General features: G+C 36.3%; 17 protein-coding genes. 11 read left to right on the plus strand and 6 right to left on the minus strand.

The features are described 5' to 3' along the window. Positions 1 to 104 precede the first annotated feature (104 nt). From I5677_RS06600 to glyA, 6 genes are all read left to right on the plus strand, one after another. Positions 105 to 641 carry a hypothetical protein gene (locus I5677_RS06600; protein WP_197660778.1) on the plus strand — a complete coding sequence of 179 codons (537 nt, stop codon included), beginning with the start codon at positions 105 to 107 and terminating at the stop codon, positions 639 to 641. A 214-nt stretch (positions 642 to 855) separates the two neighbouring features. Further along, positions 856 to 1,566 (plus strand): purine-nucleoside phosphorylase, encoded by a 711-nt coding sequence (gene deoD, locus I5677_RS06605; RefSeq protein ID WP_197660779.1) that lies wholly within the window; start codon positions 856 to 858, stop codon positions 1,564 to 1,566. 45 nt (positions 1,567 to 1,611) lie between these two features. Continuing rightward, entirely contained in the window at positions 1,612 to 2,277 is a 666-nt protein-coding gene (deoC, locus tag I5677_RS06610) for a deoxyribose-phosphate aldolase (RefSeq protein WP_197660780.1), read from the plus strand. A gap of 31 nt (positions 2,278 to 2,308) precedes the next feature. Then, the gene (locus I5677_RS06615) at positions 2,309 to 2,800 is read left to right on the plus strand and encodes a cytidine deaminase (protein ID WP_197660781.1); all 492 of its coding nucleotides are present in this window, start codon (positions 2,309 to 2,311) and stop codon (positions 2,798 to 2,800) included. 200 nt (positions 2,801 to 3,000) lie between these two features. Beyond that, positions 3,001 to 3,744, plus strand: coding sequence for a phosphoenolpyruvate-utilizing N-terminal domain-containing protein (locus I5677_RS06620; protein ID WP_197660782.1), 744 nt, complete (start codon positions 3,001 to 3,003; stop codon positions 3,742 to 3,744). 284 nt (positions 3,745 to 4,028) lie between these two features. Continuing rightward, complete coding sequence (gene glyA / locus I5677_RS06625; RefSeq protein WP_197660783.1) at positions 4,029 to 5,267, plus strand: serine hydroxymethyltransferase; 1,239 nt, start codon at positions 4,029 to 4,031, stop codon at positions 5,265 to 5,267. A 180-nt stretch (positions 5,268 to 5,447) separates the two neighbouring features. Here glyA and I5677_RS06630 read toward each other — a convergent pair whose 3' ends face one another. From I5677_RS06630 to I5677_RS06640, 3 genes are all read right to left on the minus strand, one after another. Further along, positions 5,448 to 5,624 (minus strand): hypothetical protein, encoded by a 177-nt coding sequence (locus I5677_RS06630; protein ID WP_197660784.1) that lies wholly within the window; start codon positions 5,622 to 5,624, stop codon positions 5,448 to 5,450. Between the two features lie 79 nt (positions 5,625 to 5,703). Continuing rightward, a complete protein-coding gene (locus tag I5677_RS06635; protein WP_197660785.1) occupies positions 5,704 to 6,339 on the minus strand; it encodes a lactate utilization protein in 636 nt (211 codons plus the stop codon). A 57-nt stretch (positions 6,340 to 6,396) separates the two neighbouring features. Then, positions 6,397 to 7,284 (minus strand): DegV family protein, encoded by an 888-nt coding sequence (locus tag I5677_RS06640; RefSeq protein WP_197660786.1) that lies wholly within the window; start codon positions 7,282 to 7,284, stop codon positions 6,397 to 6,399. A gap of 437 nt (positions 7,285 to 7,721) precedes the next feature. Between I5677_RS06640 and I5677_RS06645 the strand changes: the two genes are divergently transcribed. The 4 genes from I5677_RS06645 (at position 7,722) to I5677_RS06660 (ending at position 12,844) form a co-directional block, all read left to right on the plus strand. Then, a complete protein-coding gene (locus tag I5677_RS06645; RefSeq protein ID WP_197660787.1) occupies positions 7,722 to 9,806 on the plus strand; it encodes a DNA topoisomerase in 2,085 nt (694 codons plus the stop codon). Between the two features lie 182 nt (positions 9,807 to 9,988). Next, the gene (locus I5677_RS06650; RefSeq protein WP_408632534.1) at positions 9,989 to 10,597 is read left to right on the plus strand and encodes an acyltransferase; all 609 of its coding nucleotides are present in this window, start codon (positions 9,989 to 9,991) and stop codon (positions 10,595 to 10,597) included. Positions 10,598 to 11,122: 525 nt separating this feature from the next. Further along, the gene (locus tag I5677_RS06655) at positions 11,123 to 11,815 is read left to right on the plus strand and encodes an iron-sulfur cluster assembly scaffold protein (protein ID WP_197660789.1); all 693 of its coding nucleotides are present in this window, start codon (positions 11,123 to 11,125) and stop codon (positions 11,813 to 11,815) included. Between the two features lie 18 nt (positions 11,816 to 11,833). Next, on the plus strand, positions 11,834 to 12,844 hold the full coding sequence (locus tag I5677_RS06660; protein WP_197660790.1) for a GGGtGRT protein: 1,011 nt from the start codon (positions 11,834 to 11,836) through the stop codon (positions 12,842 to 12,844). A gap of 112 nt (positions 12,845 to 12,956) precedes the next feature. Here the strand turns inward: I5677_RS06660 and I5677_RS06665 are convergent, their stop codons facing one another. Beyond that, positions 12,957 to 13,889, minus strand: a complete 933-nt coding sequence (locus I5677_RS06665; protein WP_197660791.1) for a nuclear transport factor 2 family protein — start codon at positions 13,887 to 13,889, stop codon at positions 12,957 to 12,959. A gap of 57 nt (positions 13,890 to 13,946) precedes the next feature. Next, positions 13,947 to 14,777: a MerR family transcriptional regulator gene (locus tag I5677_RS06670; protein ID WP_197660792.1), complete on the minus strand. Its 831-nt coding sequence runs from the start codon at positions 14,775 to 14,777 to the stop codon at positions 13,947 to 13,949. A gap of 235 nt (positions 14,778 to 15,012) precedes the next feature. Here I5677_RS06670 and I5677_RS06675 point away from each other — a divergent pair, with 235 nt between their 5' ends. Next, the gene (locus I5677_RS06675; RefSeq protein ID WP_243456516.1) at positions 15,013 to 16,317 is read left to right on the plus strand and encodes an MDR family MFS transporter; all 1,305 of its coding nucleotides are present in this window, start codon (positions 15,013 to 15,015) and stop codon (positions 16,315 to 16,317) included. A gap of 266 nt (positions 16,318 to 16,583) precedes the next feature. Here the strand turns inward: I5677_RS06675 and I5677_RS06680 are convergent, their stop codons facing one another. Then, positions 16,584 to 16,763, minus strand: coding sequence for a hypothetical protein (locus I5677_RS06680; protein ID WP_197660793.1), 180 nt, complete (start codon positions 16,761 to 16,763; stop codon positions 16,584 to 16,586). Between the last annotated feature and the right edge of the window lie 271 nt (positions 16,764 to 17,034).

Below are 17,034 nucleotides of genomic sequence, written 5' to 3' on the forward strand. Positions count from 1 at the left end.
TTCCTCGGCGCTCAAATAAATGGAAATATATGTAAAACAATGATATAATAAACCTAACTTAGCGTATTGCGCTAAACTAAATAAAGGTAGGAGTATGAATTTATATGAAACGAAGACGGCTCATTATTGGACTGATGATTCTTATGTGTCTATCCTTCACCGCCGGATATTCACATGTAGATTATACGAAAGAAATCTATGCTACACAAACCGAAAAAGACGACAGAGAAAAGACACATGTCGGTTTCTATATCCGGTATTTACAAACCATGAAGAAAGATATACTTCAGATAATTCATTCTCTCTTGTCCATTATAGATAAATCAGATATAGCAATAGCAACACATACGCAGGAGGAAAGCTTACATATGCCTTCAATGATATCTCCGATGGAGGCTTTGGATAGGATAAAGGAAATCCATGCAACTAATTTTATAAAGGTATGGGAGAATGAAACCCGATACTATTATAAACTATCGGAGGCAGAGTATTATCTTGTAAACGAAGATTATATCGAAGAAGATAATTACTATCTAATTCATTTATATGAATTCGTATTGGACGATGAGGTTACCGGAATTGGACATACCGTGACTTACGGTTGGTTTAAAGTAAACTGTTTTACTGGTGAGATCATATAACGTTCATTGCCTTTTTTATGAGTTTATGGTATGATTAATTCATAAATATTTCCATAATTATGTATAGGTTAAGTATATCAATAACAAATAATATCAATATTTATTATTTGCTTTGATTGTGAATTAGAGTGTCTCATAATTCATAAACTAAATGGAAGCAGTACACAATAAGATTGGAAATAAATATATGTACCAACATAAAGGAGGAAACATTATGCATAATATACCAACTCCGCACAATGAGGCGAAAGCAGGAGAAATTGCAAAAACAGTTTTAATGCCGGGAGACCCCCTTAGGGCAAAATTCATCGCAGATAATTACCTTGAGGATGTGGTTTGTTTTAATAAAGTAAGAAATATGTTTGGCTATACAGGTACCTACCAAGGGAAAAAGGTATCGGTTATGGGCGGCGGAATGGGAATGCCCTCCATCGGTATTTATTCCTATGAACTATATCATTTTTATGATGTGGATAATATTATTCGAATTGGTTCTGCCGGTGGAATAGCTGAGAACATACAGCTAAGAGATATCGTTATTGGAATGGGAGCCTCCACGAATTCAAGTTTTGCTAATCAGTATCGTCTACCGGGTACCTATGCACCAATTGCAGACTTTGAATTACTTAGAAAAGCAGTGGAAGCGGCTGATAAAATGAATATCAAAACTGTAGTAGGTAATATTCTTTCATCAGATACCTTCTACGATGATAATGAGGAAGCAATGAAGCTATGGAGTAAAATGAATGTACTGGCAGTTGAAATGGAAGCAGCAGCTCTGTATATGAATGCTGCACGAGCCGGTAAGAAAGCACTTTGTATTCTTACGATTTCTGATCATGTATTTACAGGAGCCTCCCTTTCGGCAGAGGACCGTCAAAATACCTTCCGGGATATGATGGAGATTGCTCTGGAGATAGCGTAATATTAATTAACTAGAATTAATAGTGAAATGACAGGAGAGTACAATATGGATAGAAAATTAATCTTCGAAAAAGTAGATCATACTTTATTATTACAGACTGCAACCTGGGAAGAAATCAAACAGATATGCGATGATGCCATCACTTATGGGGTGGCTTCTGTATGTATTCCTCCTTCCTATGTGAAGAGGGTAAAGGAATATGTGAAAGATAAAATAGCAGTCTGCACGGTAATCGGATTTCCCAACGGCTATAATACAACCGATGTGAAAGTCTATGAGACGAAGGACGCACTCAGTAACGGAGCCGATGAAATTGATATGGTAATAAATATCGGATTATTGAAAAATGGCGAATATGATAAAATATTGGATGAGATTAAGCAGATCAAAGTAGCATGTAAGGATAAGATATTAAAGGTTATTATTGAAACTTGCCTCCTTACAGAGGAAGAGAAGATAAAAATGTGTAAAATTGTTACTGAGTCCGGTGCGGATTATATCAAAACCTCAACCGGTTTTTCAAAGAGCGGTGCAACCTTTGAGGATGTTGAATTGTTTTCTAAGTATGTGAGTAAGGAAGTTAAGATAAAGGCAGCAGGAGGAATAGCATCCTTTGAAGATGCAGAGAAATTTATTGAACTGGGGGCTTCCAGACTTGGAACCAGCCGGATAATTAAGCTTGCCAAAAATCAAGAGGGATCCGGATATTAAAATGCAATATCTATAAAGGAGGTTTCTTAGAATGCAAAGAGAAGATGAACCAAAAAACAGTCTGATTCAAAGAGAAAAAGGTGAGTTGTTGGGAAAACAAAGCATTGTGAGCAGGTCCGTTGTTAAAAACCTGATCAGAGAAGCCATGGAGAGTATGGAACACGCTTATAATCCCTATTCCCACTTTTATGTTGGATCTGCATTACTTACATCCAGACAAAAAATATACACAGGATGCAATATTGAAAATGCATCTTATACTCCGACTAACTGTGCTGAGCGGACGGCTTTTTTTAAAGCAGTCAGCGAAGGAGAAAGAGATTTTGCAGCAATTGCTATCGTAGGAGGAAAAGAAGGCATCATTACAGATTATTGTCCTCCCTGTGGAGTATGTAGGCAGGTGATAAGAGAGTTTGTAGATCCAAAACAGTTTTTAGTGATACTGGCTAAGTCGGAGGAGGACTATCTTTTGTTTTTTTTGGAGGAACTTTTACCAATGGGTTTTGGTCCGGAAAGCTTATAGAATAATTAATGTAGGAATTAATTATAAATCATCGTCATAGTGAAGTGTTTTACCGTGTGATGTATCTATAGAAGGGCCATACATAGGATAAAAGTAAGAAGCTGTATGTAGCAGTTGAAGGGTAAATTAACTTGCATAAATCATGCGATGATTTTAAGAACTGCTCTTAATTTGCAGCATATTATATTGGGGGCTTAAGTATGAGCAGTGTTTTTCATGGAAAGAGTATATATAATGGGATAACCTTTGGAAGGTTATCCATTTTTCATAAAAAGGATTTCCATATTGTTAAGGAAGAAGTCGAAGACAGCAAGGTGGAAATTAAACGTTTTCAAGATGCCATTTTAAAAGCTGAAGTTGAATTGGAGGAAGTTTATCATAAAACCCTAGGGGAGTTAGGTCCTGACGTTGCGGGAATATTTAAAGCGCAGCAGATGGTTCTTAAAGATCCGCAATTTTATCAGCAGGTGATTGATATCATTGAAAAAGAGAACATGAATGTAGAGTATGGAATTTTATCAACAAAAGTAAGTCTGGTTTCTTTGTTTGAAACAATAAAGGATGAGTATATAAAAGAACGGGCTGCGGATATTGAGGATGTTGTAGTTCGATTGCTTGGTATATTGTACAATGAACATCATGATATAGAAGTGGAAGGTAAATCGACTATTCTAATTTCTGATGACTTAACTCCCGGTGAATTGATGGCCATCGATTGTAATTTGTTAAAGGGTATTATTCTATATAAAGGTTCAGAGAATTCTCATATGGCAATCATTGCAAGAAATAAAAACATTCCGACACTGATCCAATCGGATCTTAAACCGGAGGAACACTATCATCATAAATCGGCTGTTCTGGACGCTGAGAATGGGATTGTTTATGTAGAACCGGAGCAGGATATCATCTTAAAGTACCAGAATAGATTCATCACAAAAGAATAGGATGATTCTAAACTGAACTTAAGATAATAAAGGAAAACGGCACTGAATGAAATTGCAGGATAGTAACGATCACGTATGCTCAATACCGTATAATTATAAATACGGAATATAATAATTATTAGATTTAGTAATAAATCAAACCTAATAGATTCATTATTCATACTTCCATAATTATCTTGATTATGATATACTAATCCAATAGATTACTATAACTAGTACAAAGTGCATTATATGTTTTATGCATAAAGCACAGTAATATTTTAACCGGAAAGGAACGGATGAGAATGTATTCATTTGATGATGTAAAAGTATATGATCCTGAACTGGCAGAGGCAATATCCTTAGAAATTGGAAGACAAAATGATCATATCGAGTTGATTGCTTCTGAAAACTTTGTCAGCAAGGCTGTAATGGCAGCCATGGGAAGCCAGCTAACGAATAAATATGCGGAAGGCTATCCAGGAAAAAGATATTATGGCGGTTGTGAGTATGTTGATATGGCAGAAAATCTTGCAATTGAAAGAGCAAAGAAATTATTCGGCTGTACCTATGCCAATGTTCAGCCCCATTCCGGAGCGCAGGCGAATATGGCAGTGTTTTTTGCTCTGTTAAAACCCGGTGATACAGTTCTTGGCATGAACCTGGCCCATGGAGGACACTTAACCCATGGAAGTCCTGTCAATATGAGCGGAAGTTACTTTAATATTGTTCCTTACGGAGTAAATGATGAAGGTTTTATAGATTATGATGATTTAAGAAGCATTGCCCTGGAGAGTAAACCTAAATTAATCATTGCCGGTGCCAGTGCTTATGCAAGAAAGATAGATTTTAAGAAATTTAGAGAAATTGCAGATGAGGTTGGGGCATTTTTAATGGTTGATATGGCACATATTGCCGGACTGGTTGCTGCCGGATGCCATGAAAGTCCAATTCCATATGCCCATGTAACAACAACAACAACCCACAAAACCTTAAGAGGACCAAGAGGCGGAATGATTCTATCCAGTGCAGAATTTGCAGAGGAATATAAATTAAATAAATCCGTATTCCCCGGTATTCAAGGTGGTCCGTTAATGCATGTGATCGCTGCGAAAGCAGTATGCTTTAAAGAAGCTCTGGACCCTAGCTTTACCGAATATGCAAAAAGAGTAATAGAGAATTCACAAGCACTTGCGAAAGGCTTAATGAAACGAGGTTTTAATCTCGTATCCGGTGGAACGGATAACCATCTTATGCTGGTAGATCTTCAAAATATGGGAGTTACCGGTAAAGATGCTGAGAAGTTATTGGATGCTGCGAATATTACATGTAATAAGAATACAGTTCCTAACGATCCGGCTTCTCCGTTTGTAACCAGCGGTATTCGTCTTGGTACAGCAGCTGTTACTACCCGAGGGTTAAAGCCAGAGGATATGGATGTAATTGCAGAAGCGATTTATCTGTTGATCAAAGATGTTGATGCGAATAAAGAAAAGGCTATGGCTATGGTTAAGACCTTAACAGATCAATATCCTTTGTATTAAACCTAAGTAGGTTTCTATACTGCAAGGTTTACAATAAAATTTAGGGAGTATGACTTACCGTAATACATTGTGTGTGGTAAGTTATACTCCCTTTTATAGTCGGAATACCGTCTTAATAAATAAAACATTAGTGTAAGAAATTTTCACTACTACCATGTAATAGTAGACTTTCTATTAGCATTATAATTTATCAATATATCCTTCTTCGAGCATCTTCTGATAACATCTTGTTCCAAAGATAATTCCTACGATAAATACACCGGCAATACAAGCATATTTTACAATTTTTGATACATCCACCTTAACGGTAACAGAGGTACCTACATTTTCCTGTGAACAACAATCGTTTTTTGACATAAATCTCATCCTTTCCATTAGATTATTTAAATCTATCTTTCTATATCTTATTTGTTCTTATGCATTTTCATGCGTATTATTAATAGCCAAGCTCTTCTCCGACAAGAATTACCTTAATACGACCGGGTATTTTGGATTTTCTGGTTATTACTATTTCACAACAGATACAGTCATCCACAAGGCAGTTTGCACATTTACCCAGTTCTCCACAAGGGGCTTTTAAACCCAAACGTACCACATTCGGAGGGGATGCCATATTACGGACCCGTTCGATGCCGGTATTAACATCCGTTACTATTTTATTCATACCTGCAATTATGATTACATTCTTAGGTCCTGTAATAAGACATGCAACTCGGTTGCCATGACCATCAATATTCACCAACTGTCCATCCAGTGTAATTGCATTTGAACTCATAAAATAGTAGTCTGAAGTTACAATTTTACTATACATATGAGATTTCTCATCCGGGGTATGTGCTGCATGACGGTCATAAAGTATGTAATCGGAGGCCTTTAGCTCATCGATTAAACCAATTTCATCTAAGGTCACCGAACCACCCCAGGAGATGGAACAACCGGGGGTTAGAAAACGTTTTGCCATTAATAGGGCTTCCTCCGCATTATCACAATAATACCCTTCTATACCCCTTTTATTAAATTTTTCAATGAGACTGTCTGCTAGATTCTCATAATAGTTTTTTTTGGCTGACATTTGTTATCGCCCCTTTCAATTGTAAATCTAACTTTACTTTATTTATTCAGCAGATAATCAAGTTCTGTCATATTTTTTTACAAAACAGATCCCAATGGCTCCCGGCCCCGTATAGGTTCCAATAGTCACACCGATCTGGAATATCGGATAGGTAATATCACTACCAATATATTTTTCCAGGCGTTTTTGTAGAAATAATGCATCCTTCATGGTAGTGGCATTGGCGATGCAGTAATCATAATCTTTCGGATTTTCTCCGGTTTGCGAAAAGTATTCCTCAACCATCTCAAATACTTTGTCTAAGGATTTTTTACGGCCTCGGATATTGGAATATGGGATCAGTTCAGATTCTTTTAATTGTATTAATGGTTTTAAATCCAGCATATCCTTAGCTAAGGCAACTACTTTTCCGATACGCCGGCCCTTCATTAAGTATTCTAAAGTATCTACAGTAAACATAATCCTTGCTGTCGGTTTTATTATATTAAGGTTTTCAACGTTTTTTTCAATTGATAAACCGGCTTTCTTCATATAAGCTGCCTGAAGCAGTAGTAAGCCCTGACCTGCAGTAGCCTGAATACTGTCCACAACGTAAATCTTCGAATTTGGATATTGCTCTTCTAAAATATGCTTTGCATTAACGGCCGACTGATAGGAACCACTAAACTTCTGGGTAAGACATAGGCATAGAATATCATACCCTTCCTTCAAAGCCGGTTTAAACTCATTTATATAATCTTGTACGGAGGGAAGAGAGGTTTTTGAAAAAAGACGCTTCTCCGTTAGATATTCATAAAAAGTCTCTTTGGATATTTCTATGTTTTCCTTATAGTAGTTTTCCTGATTAAAGCTTACATAGAAGGGTATTAACTTAATATTGTGTTCTAAGATTAAGCTTTCAGGTAAATCGCATGATGAATCGCTGAACAATTGATATTCTCTCATGATTTCCTCCTAATTGTATCTAGTACAAAGTTTTGTAAAATAAGAATCATTGTATGCACATTTATTTGCTAACGTTGCACCAGTACCAGTATTAAGCGAAAGCAAATGATTTATAACATACCGGAAATACATACGGAATGTGTAAAAAAGCCTATATTATTAAATATATTGTATACGATAGTATGTTAATATTCAATAAAAATAATGAGAATATTCTCTTTAATAACCAATGATTTTTTGTTTGTCCTGATCGTAATTTTAAGGTATACTAAATGTAACTGGATCTCTTTTCGGTATTTCAGACAAATACTATTTCATGATACATCATAGTTTTAATGATTTTAAATTAATTGTTCGTTCTTGGGCGTTTTATGGAATGATAAGAAAAGAAAATAAGAAACTACGAAAAGAGGAAATTGATAGAAAGTTGGGAAACGATGTCTAAGAGTTTATATATAGCAGAAAAACCGAGTGTAGCAACTGAATTTGCAAAGGCACTGAAAATATCCGGAAGAAAACAGGATGGTTTCATTGAATCTGAGACTGCAGTTGTAACCTGGTGTGTCGGTCATTTGGTAACCATGAGTTATCCTGAGGCTTATAATCCTGCATTAAAGAAATGGACGATGGATACTTTACCGTTTCTTCCAAAGGAATTTCTGTATGAAGTAATTCCGAATGTAAAAAAACAATTTAAAATAGTGAGAGAGTTATTAAACAGAAAAGACATTGATACGATCTATGTCTGTACTGACTCCGGACGAGAAGGAGAATACATATATCGGCTGGTAGATAAGGCGGCCAGAGTACCGGATACAAAGGTTAAGAAGAGGGTTTGGATTGATTCCCAAACCGAGGAAGAGATCCTTCGTGGAATTAGAGAGGCGAAACCCTTATCCTCCTATGATAATTTATCCGATGCAGCATATCTTAGAGCCAAGGAAGATTATCTGATGGGTATCAATTTCTCCAGAATATTAACCCTAAAGTATGGAAACGAAGTTCAGAGATTTCTTAAATCTCAAAAATGGTCCGCTATTTCCGTCGGCAGGGTAATGACCTGTGTTTTGGGTATGGTGGTTCGTAGGGAAAGGGAGGTACGAAGCTTTGTTAAAACTCCATTTTACAGAGTAATGGCTGCTCTTATGGCCGGGGATAAAGAATTTAACGGGGAATTCAGAGCAGTCGAAGGATCGAAGTACTTTAATTCCCCCTTACTATATAAAGAAAATGGTTTTCTGAAACGAGAATCTGCGACGAATTTAATTGCAGAACTGGCAGAGGATATTCCGTCGATCACAGAGGATGGTAACTGGTCTCCTAATGTGAATGGGGAAAAACAAAAAGAACTTATGGCTGAGGTAACCCGGATTGAGAAGAAGAAGGAGAATAAGAATCCGCCGCTTTTATATAACCTGGCAGAGCTTCAGAATGATTGTGCCAGAATGTTTAAAATCAGCCCCGATGAAACCTTGAAGGTGGTTCAGGAATTATATGAGAAAAAATTAGTGACCTATCCTAGAACCGATGCCAGAGTATTGTCATCAGCAGTTGCCAAAGAAATATACAAAAATATCAAAGGCTTGCAGGGACTTAACACAGCAAGAGATTTTGCTACGGAGATTTTAGAACAGGGAACCTATAAGAACATAGCGAAAACCCGATATGTCAATGACAGTCAGATCACGGATCACTATGCAATTATACCAACCGGTCAGGGGTTGAATGCTCTTGGAAGTATCACACATACAGCCGCTAGAATTTATGAAACCATAGTAAGACGTTTTTTAAGTATCTTCTATCCGGCAGCGGAGTATCGTAAAGTAGGCGTTACAGTTGCAATTAAAGGAGAGAGCTTTTTCGCTTCCTTTCGGGTACTGGAGAAGGAAGGGTATCTGAAGGTGCTGGGTAGTCCGAATGAGAAAGGGACGAAAGATTTAGGTAAAGACAAGGACAGCCCTGAGGAAGGAGATAATGGAGAGGATGAGAATTCGGATCAATCCTTTCTACAGATCGTAATGAGTCTTAAGAAGGGCATGTTGCTTCCGGTTCACGGACTTATGATAAAAGAGGGTGAAACAACCCCTCCAAAGAGATATAGCTCCGGTACCTTAATTCTTGCGATGGAAAATGCAGGACAATTAATTGAGGATGAAGAGCTTAGAGCTCAGATTAAAGGTAGCGGTATCGGAACCAGTGCCACAAGAGCCGAGATATTAAACAAGCTGGTAAAAATCACTTACCTGCATTTAAATAAAAAGACACAGATTATTACTCCTACTTTACTTGGAGAGTTGGTGTTTGAAGTGGTAAACACATCGATTAAATCCTTATTAAATGCCGAACTTACAGCCAGTTGGGAAAAGGGGCTTACCTATGTGTCAGAGGGTCAAATCTCCAAGGAAGAATATATGGAGAAGCTGGAGGGCTTTGTAGGTAGAATGGTGGAAGGAGTCAAAACCTTAAATAACCAGACAGCCTTGATTAATTATTTTAATGATGTAGCTTCTTATTATAAGTAAACTGAACTCAGTATAAGAAGACGGGTAACATTAGTACCTGTAGTATTCTATAGATATTTATAATATAATGAATTGAGCAAAAGATATAAATTAGCTATAAATGGATGATAGGGGGTATTGTTTTGCAGGAAAAGCTTAACATTAATGAGATATTAGATCTTAACGAAACTATAGCAGCTCATATGTTTCAGGGGTATACCTATCCCTGGGAGGTATTAGGTAAAATTAAAGATGAGATACTTAAAATTGGTGCGACTTTATCTGCGGAGGATTATGATAAGCTTGGCAGTGATGTCTGGATTGCAAAATCAGCGAAAGTGGCCCCCACAGCCGCAATCTATGGACCGGCAATCATAAGTAAGAATGCTGAGGTAAGACATTGTGCATTCATTCGGGGAAGTGTAATCGTGGGAGAGGGAGCTGTTGTCGGCAATTCCACAGAGTTAAAGAATGTTATATTATTTAATATGGTTCAAGTACCCCATTATAATTATGTTGGAGATTCCATTCTTGGTTTCAAAGCTCATATGGGTGCAGGAGCCATTACTTCGAATGTGAAATCAGATAAGACCCTTGTAACGGTAACAGCGGGAAAAGATAGGATAGCAACCGGTTTAAAGAAATTCGGTGCTATTCTAGGAGACAACGTAGAGATTGGATGCAATAGCGTACTAAATCCCGGTACCGTGGTTGGAAGAAATTCCAACGTTTATCCTCTGTCCATGGTAAGAGGTTATGTACCTGAGGGAAGTATCTACAAAAAGGTTGGGGAAATTATCGAGAAAAGGTAGAGTGAAATATATTAGAATTATGAACACAAAAAAATAAACGAAAATGTTATAAAAGAACCTGGACGAAAAGCTTATTTACTTAAGAATGGGTTAAGTATATAGAAACATACATAATGAAAATAAAAATCTCGATCCATCATTACAATCAGCAAGTTTGTATCTTATTGATATAGGCGTGCTGATTTTTTATACAATAGTAGAATTCGTTTATATAACCCTTTTCAATGATATGTACGCATATATAAGTTAATTATCAATTGATGATTACCTTGGTGTGGAGATGGTGTTAAAATGTCAGCTTTCTTATATTTTGGGTTTTTATTGTCGCTTCTTATGGAATTTCATAAAAAAACTCTAGACTTATGAAAGGTTTTATGCGAAAATATGTTAAGTAAATAACAGACTTATTTGTTATTATTTACAATTATTAACTGGAATGTAGTTAATCTATTATGAAAGCATTGTTTTTACTATAGAAAAAAGAAACATGCTACACTAATGTAAACCGAAAGGAGTTTCAACAACATGATTTATTCACATGAAGTACAAATGATGTGTCCCGTGAAACAGGGCGTAAACCATGGCGCTGCACCTATTCCGGAAGAAGGAAAATGGGTAAAAGCAAAGGAAGTAACCGATATCTCCGGTTTAACCCATGGCGTAGGCTGGTGTGCACCTCAGCAGGGAACATGTAAATTAACCTTAAACGTTAAGGATGGTATTATCCAGGAAGCTTTAGTAGAAACGATTGGGTGCTCCGGCATGACTCATTCAGCTGCTATGGCATCCGAGATTTTACCGGGTAGAACCATTCTCGAAGCTTTAAATACGGATTTAGTATGTGATGCAATTAATACAGCGATGAGAGAACTTTTCTTACAAATCGCTTATGGTAGAACCCAGAGTGCTTTCTCTGAAGACGGTCTTCCGATTGGTGCAGGTCTTGAGGATTTAGGTAAGGGACTTCGCAGCCAGGTAGGTACCATGTATGGTACACTTGAAAAAGGACCCAGATATCTTGAGATGGCAGAGGGTTATGTAACCGGTATCGCTCTTGATGCTGATAATGAAATTATCGGTTATCAATTCGTGAGCCTTGGCAAAATGATGGACTTCATCAAAAAAGGTGATGATGCTAATACTGCATTAGAAAAATCCAAAGGCCAATACGGACGTGTGGCTGATGCTGTTAAAATCATTGATCCAAGACACGAATAGTAAAGGAGGATACATAAAATGGCTTTATTTGAATCATATGAAAGAAGAATTAAACAGATTAATGCTGTTTTAAACAGCTACGGTATCGCTTCTATTGAAGAAGCTGAGAAGATTACGAAGGATGCCGGTCTTGACGTATACAATCAGGTAAAAGGAATTCAACCGATTGCTTTCGAGAATGCCAGCTGGGCATATGTTGTAGGTGCTGCGATTGCGATTAAAAAGGGAGCAAAAAAAGCAGCAGATGCAGCGGCAGCAATTGGAGAAGGTCTTCAGGCTTTCTGTATTCCGGGATCCGTTGCTGATCAGAGAAAGGTTGGCTTAGGTCATGGTAACCTGGGTAAGATGCTTTTAGAAGAGTCTACGGAATGTTTCTGCTTCTTGGCAGGTCATGAATCCTTTGCTGCTGCTGAGGGTGCAATCGGTATTGCTCAGTCAGCGAACAAGGTAAGAAAGAATCCTTTAAGAGTTATTTTAAACGGACTTGGTAAGGATGCTGCTCAGATTATCTCCCGTATCAATGGGTTTACCTATGTGGAAACAGACATGGATTACGCAACCGGTGAGGTTAAGGAAGTATTCCGTAAATCCTACTCCAACGGTCCCAGAGCTGCGGTTAACTGTTATGGTGCAAACGATGTAACAGAAGGTGTTGCAATTATGCATAAGGAAAAAGTAGATGTTTCCATTACCGGTAACTCTACCAATCCTACCAGATTCCAGCATCCGGTTGCAGGTACCTATAAGAAGGAATGCGTTGAGCAGAATAAGAAATATTTCTCCGTTGCTTCCGGTGGCGGTACCGGTAGAACCCTTCATCCGGACAACATGGCAGCAGGTCCTGCTTCTTACGGTATGACCGATACTATGGGAAGAATGCACTCTGATGCTCAGTTTGCAGGTTCCTCATCTGTTCCGGCTCACGTTGAAATGATGGGTCTGATCGGTATGGGTAATAACCCTATGGTTGGTGCTACGGTTGCAGTAGCAGTTGCTATACAGGAAGCTGCTGATGCAGGAAAGTTCTAAGAAATGGCTTAAATAGGCTATATATGCAATCGTATGAATAGCTATAATTTATAAAAAACGGCGTATTGTTCGGTGGTTCCGAAATCTACGCCGTTTTTTTGTATAAAGTTAACTACCAATTCGCATCTAACCATGTTTTCCATTCGTTATTAATCTTTTTCCATATAATAATATACTTTCCTGTAAATCCTACATCCCATTCGCCAATCTCATATGCCAAATCTGATTGGACTAAAGCAACTTTATCTGCCGTAAGATTCATTGTAAAAGATTCTGCATTCATATAAGAGTATTCCCTTGCTAAGTTTTCATACCCTTGAAACAATCTTCTACCACCATAATAGACAAAATCTTCTGAGTAGACTCCCTCCACAAGATTTACTGAGGAGTGTTCATTTGCCAACCTTATCCATGTTTCTCTAATGCTATCAATTTCTGACTCATAATTTAATTGATTTTCCTTTTTAGCAATAGCGTCTATTTCACGAAACCAAATACCGTCTTCATTTAACCAAGCAACAAGGTATTGATATTCGTCGCCACCATTTGTTGAAAAGTGACCTATTTCGTATGTCACTGACGAGTTTTCTTCAAGCTGTACACGGTGCTCCACAGTAAAGTTTTGAATTTTTGATGATTTTGCCATATCCTTGTAATAGTTAATAATAGCATCTGAGTCCTGTAAGATGCATTCTTTTTCGGGGAAAAATAATGATGTTGAGGTATAAAATTCACCAAAACTTCCCTCCGTAGAGTTGAAAGTTTCAATCCATTCTTTGTTTCTGGTGTCTATTTCAGGTAAAACCATAGTATCAGAATTGTATATTAACCTTGGTTCTAAAATATCTTGTTTGATTTCTTCTGTTATTTCCGGTTCTTTACCTGAGTTTTCATTTTTTTCCATAGCTTTATCATTTCCTACATCTTTTAAGACTGTTGAAGTGTCCGACTCATTCTCTGAAGCATCATTATCTCTTTGACTGCAACCGAAAAGCATAATAACTGATATAATCATAAGTAATCGAAACAACCGTCTATTTGACATAATAGCCCTCCTTAGTGTTTTTATACCATGATTATAAAGTCTATAGTAACAATAGAGTCAACACCTTTTTATAGGGAATTGTACTTCGGTAATATAGTTTTTTGGAAATTTTGTATTCATAAAGCTGTTAATGTATACCTCTACTCCCGGTCCTGTAATTTGAAACCCCTTTTCTTTTATCCATTCCACTAAAACGCTACATTGTCCTTCATAGGTGCCCTTAAATATACCGGTGGCATATAATCCCTCTTTAATGACACGAATAAAATCTTTATGAACAATATCTGTTTTAATAGGAATACAGGTTTCAAAATCACAATTAAGTGGATTGAAGTTATTTAAAAAGTCATGATATATGGCAATTCTGCTCCCCGTTGCTTCTAGTCCTTCCCTTTTCAGTAGGTTATCTAGATCAAAATATCGTTTGACGATCTGATCATGGCTACAGCTTGACATATATCTGGTATATGCAACCGTGCGTTTAGGTATCTCTTTTATTTCTATTGAATTTATAAAGTCAGATATGGTATCCGCAGCTCTATCCTGCAATTTCAAATTCTCAAGGCGATAATTAATCCGACTAAGTATTGTATTTGTAGCTTTAAGCTTATCAAGGTATTCTTCACGTTTTTTTTCAAGTATATATGTAATATCCGTATAATTTTCTTTATACAAGCAATCTTTAATCTCCTCCAGTGAAAGTCCGGTATCCTTCATGTCAATAATAATTCGTAGATTTTTAATATCTGCATCTGTATAATAGCGATAATTACTTAACCTATCAACATAGGAAGGTTTTATTAGGTTGATTTTGTCATAATAACGAAGTGTTTGAATAGAGATCGAACAGATTGATGCTATTTGACCAATTGAATAATATTGCTGCATCCTTTAATTCCTCCTCTCAGATATATCTATTATAATGAGATATTATGTTTTTGTCTATGAATGTTACAGCAACAAGCAATATAATGTATCTGTATTGCATTCTTATATACAATGATATTTGTCAATGTAGAAATAAGAAAACAGTTATATTTGTGCATAAAAGAGATAACTTTAATTTATAGATACTAACTTTCAGTATAGTTAACAATTGACAAAAATATAACTTATCAGTAGAATGGCTTTACATATTAATATTGTCGATGAGGACAGAAAAGAGGTATTCATGATTAAGCTTAGAATAATTGATACTTATAAGGGTCTTCCTAAAAATATGTATATCATGTTTATAGCTACCATTATTAACAGATTTGGCGATTTCGTGATGCCTTTTTTAACAATGTATCTTACGATTAAGATAGGTCTTTCTGTAGGGGTTGCGGGAGTGATTGTAATGATTACCTCACTTATGGGTATTCCGTCCTCCTTATTGGGTGGAAAGCTTGCAGATGAGGTAGGAAGAAAAAAGATTTATATCATATCGCAAGGGGGAGCAGCCTTAACCCTTCTTCCTTGTGCTTTTCTAACGAATCCTATTCTAATTGTAATATCTCTTATGATTTCTACATTTTTACGAGGAGCTGCAAGACCATCGATGAGTGCGATGATAACCGATATGCTTCCACCTAATCAAAGACAGCAGGGTTTTTCACTTCAATATTTGGGCATTAACGTAGGCGTAGCACTGGGACCTATCGTAGCCGGTTTTTTGTTTCATAATCTTTTGCCATTGCTCTTTATTGGTGATGCATTAACATCCATTATTGCTTTATTTCTGATATGGAAAAATGTTAAGGAAGTAGAACCCGAACATCTGCAGGAGACAATATATAGTGAGAAGGAAAAAGAAGAAAAAGGGAGCACGATATGTGCATTAATTAAAAGACCACAGATTACATTCTTTTTAATCGTTTATTTATTTTATAGTTTTGTCTATACACAACATAGTTTTTCGCTTCCATTAACGGCAGACTTGGTATTTGGAGAAGCAGGAGCGAGTCGCTTCGGACTATTAATGAGTATTAATGCTTTTACAGTATTATTCTGTACTGTAGCAGTCACTACAGTTACAAAGAATCTTAAACCGATCATTAACATAACAATAGCCGGCATTTTTTATGCAATTGGATTTGGAATGCTGAGTTTTATTCAAAGTTATCCAATGTTCATATTATCAACAATTATATGGACCTTAGGAGAGATACTGGTTGTAACGAACTTTGGGGTATATATGGCGGAGAACAGCCCCAGTAATTTCAGGGCCAGGTTTAGTGCCGTAGGTTCCTTAAGCTGGTCCATAGGAGGAGCATTGGGAACCTCCATAGCAGGAAGTTTTATTGAACTCAACGGCTTAAAATCTATATGGTTACTAAGCATTATACTATCTTTATTCGGTGCCGCCGGAATGTATGGGATATATATGACAGGTGTGAGAAGAAAGATAATTCGTACGACAGAAGAACTAAAAAAAACAGAAGTATAATCTGAACACTATATCCATACAAAGGACATAACTATTACTTATTAATTTTGTCTTATACTTGTTACGTTACAGGATTTATAAATAAAACTAAAATACGGGTGATACAAAAATCAAATGTAATTATTCAGTAGATAATTATATCTACTGAATGAAACATAGAATTTTCGTATCACCCGTATCATTTTTTGGTAATTCTAAAACAATATTATGTGTTATCTGTCATGCCGATTAAAAGAAAATAAAGTTAATATTTTGCTTTGCAGTTTTTATCTTGATGTTTGATTTATTCTGGTATCCTCGGCATCCGCCTCTTTAACAATATCGTCTAAAACATTAATTAGGTCATGGATTGTATATAATTGTACATCCCGTTCTAAAATAACATTTTTAAGATCGATGGAAAGAGTTTCAAACTTTTCTCTAATTTCAGGAGCTACATAAGACATATTATCACCTCGAAGGTAGTGTAGCCAATTATGACTCTAGATATGTAATATACTTACTATAATCTTTCTGTATATTGGATTTTTCGTAACAAACAAAGGAAGCAGTTAATTGATACAAACATTATGCTTTTTTATCTAATGGATCGTTAATATCGTTAGTTCTATCTATACATTTTATATTTTTTTTATAAAAATTTTATAAATAATATATTGAATATCTGTTATATATCATGTATAACATATATTACAAGAGAAACAAAAAACCTATAAT

This window comes from Mobilitalea sibirica, from assembly GCF_015999265.1.
Classification (GTDB): Bacteria; Bacillota; Clostridia; order Lachnospirales; family Lachnospiraceae; genus Mobilitalea; species Mobilitalea sibirica.

Bases quoted from the DNA above. Each gene is read 5' to 3' on its own strand.
- I5677_RS06655 (WP_197660789.1), top strand. From the start codon at position 11,123: ATGATTTATTCACATGAAGTACAAATGATGTGTCCCGTGAAACAGGGC.
- I5677_RS06600 (WP_197660778.1), top strand. From the start codon at position 105: ATGAAACGAAGACGGCTCATTATTGGACTGATGATTCTTATGTGTCTA.
- I5677_RS06680 (WP_197660793.1), bottom strand. From the start codon at position 16,763: ATGTCTTATGTAGCTCCTGAAATTAGAGAAAAGTTTGAAACTCTTTCC.
- I5677_RS06650 (WP_408632534.1), top strand. From the start codon at position 9,989: ATGTTTCAGGGGTATACCTATCCCTGGGAGGTATTAGGTAAAATTAAA.
- glyA (WP_197660783.1), top strand. From the start codon at position 4,029: ATGTATTCATTTGATGATGTAAAAGTATATGATCCTGAACTGGCAGAG.
- I5677_RS06635 (WP_197660785.1), bottom strand. From the start codon at position 6,339: ATGTCAGCCAAAAAAAACTATTATGAGAATCTAGCAGACAGTCTCATT.
- I5677_RS06675 (WP_243456516.1), top strand. From the start codon at position 15,013: ATGGCTTTACATATTAATATTGTCGATGAGGACAGAAAAGAGGTATTC.
- I5677_RS06640 (WP_197660786.1), bottom strand. From the start codon at position 7,284: ATGAGAGAATATCAATTGTTCAGCGATTCATCATGCGATTTACCTGAA.
- I5677_RS06645 (WP_197660787.1), top strand. From the start codon at position 7,722: ATGTCTAAGAGTTTATATATAGCAGAAAAACCGAGTGTAGCAACTGAA.
- I5677_RS06630 (WP_197660784.1), bottom strand. From the start codon at position 5,624: ATGTCAAAAAACGATTGTTGTTCACAGGAAAATGTAGGTACCTCTGTT.
- deoD (WP_197660779.1), top strand. From the start codon at position 856: ATGCATAATATACCAACTCCGCACAATGAGGCGAAAGCAGGAGAAATT.
- I5677_RS06615 (WP_197660781.1), top strand. From the start codon at position 2,309: ATGCAAAGAGAAGATGAACCAAAAAACAGTCTGATTCAAAGAGAAAAA.
- I5677_RS06660 (WP_197660790.1), top strand. From the start codon at position 11,834: ATGGCTTTATTTGAATCATATGAAAGAAGAATTAAACAGATTAATGCT.
- I5677_RS06620 (WP_197660782.1), top strand. From the start codon at position 3,001: ATGAGCAGTGTTTTTCATGGAAAGAGTATATATAATGGGATAACCTTT.
- I5677_RS06670 (WP_197660792.1), bottom strand. From the start codon at position 14,777: ATGCAGCAATATTATTCAATTGGTCAAATAGCATCAATCTGTTCGATC.
- I5677_RS06665 (WP_197660791.1), bottom strand. From the start codon at position 13,889: ATGTCAAATAGACGGTTGTTTCGATTACTTATGATTATATCAGTTATT.
- deoC (WP_197660780.1), top strand. From the start codon at position 1,612: ATGGATAGAAAATTAATCTTCGAAAAAGTAGATCATACTTTATTATTA.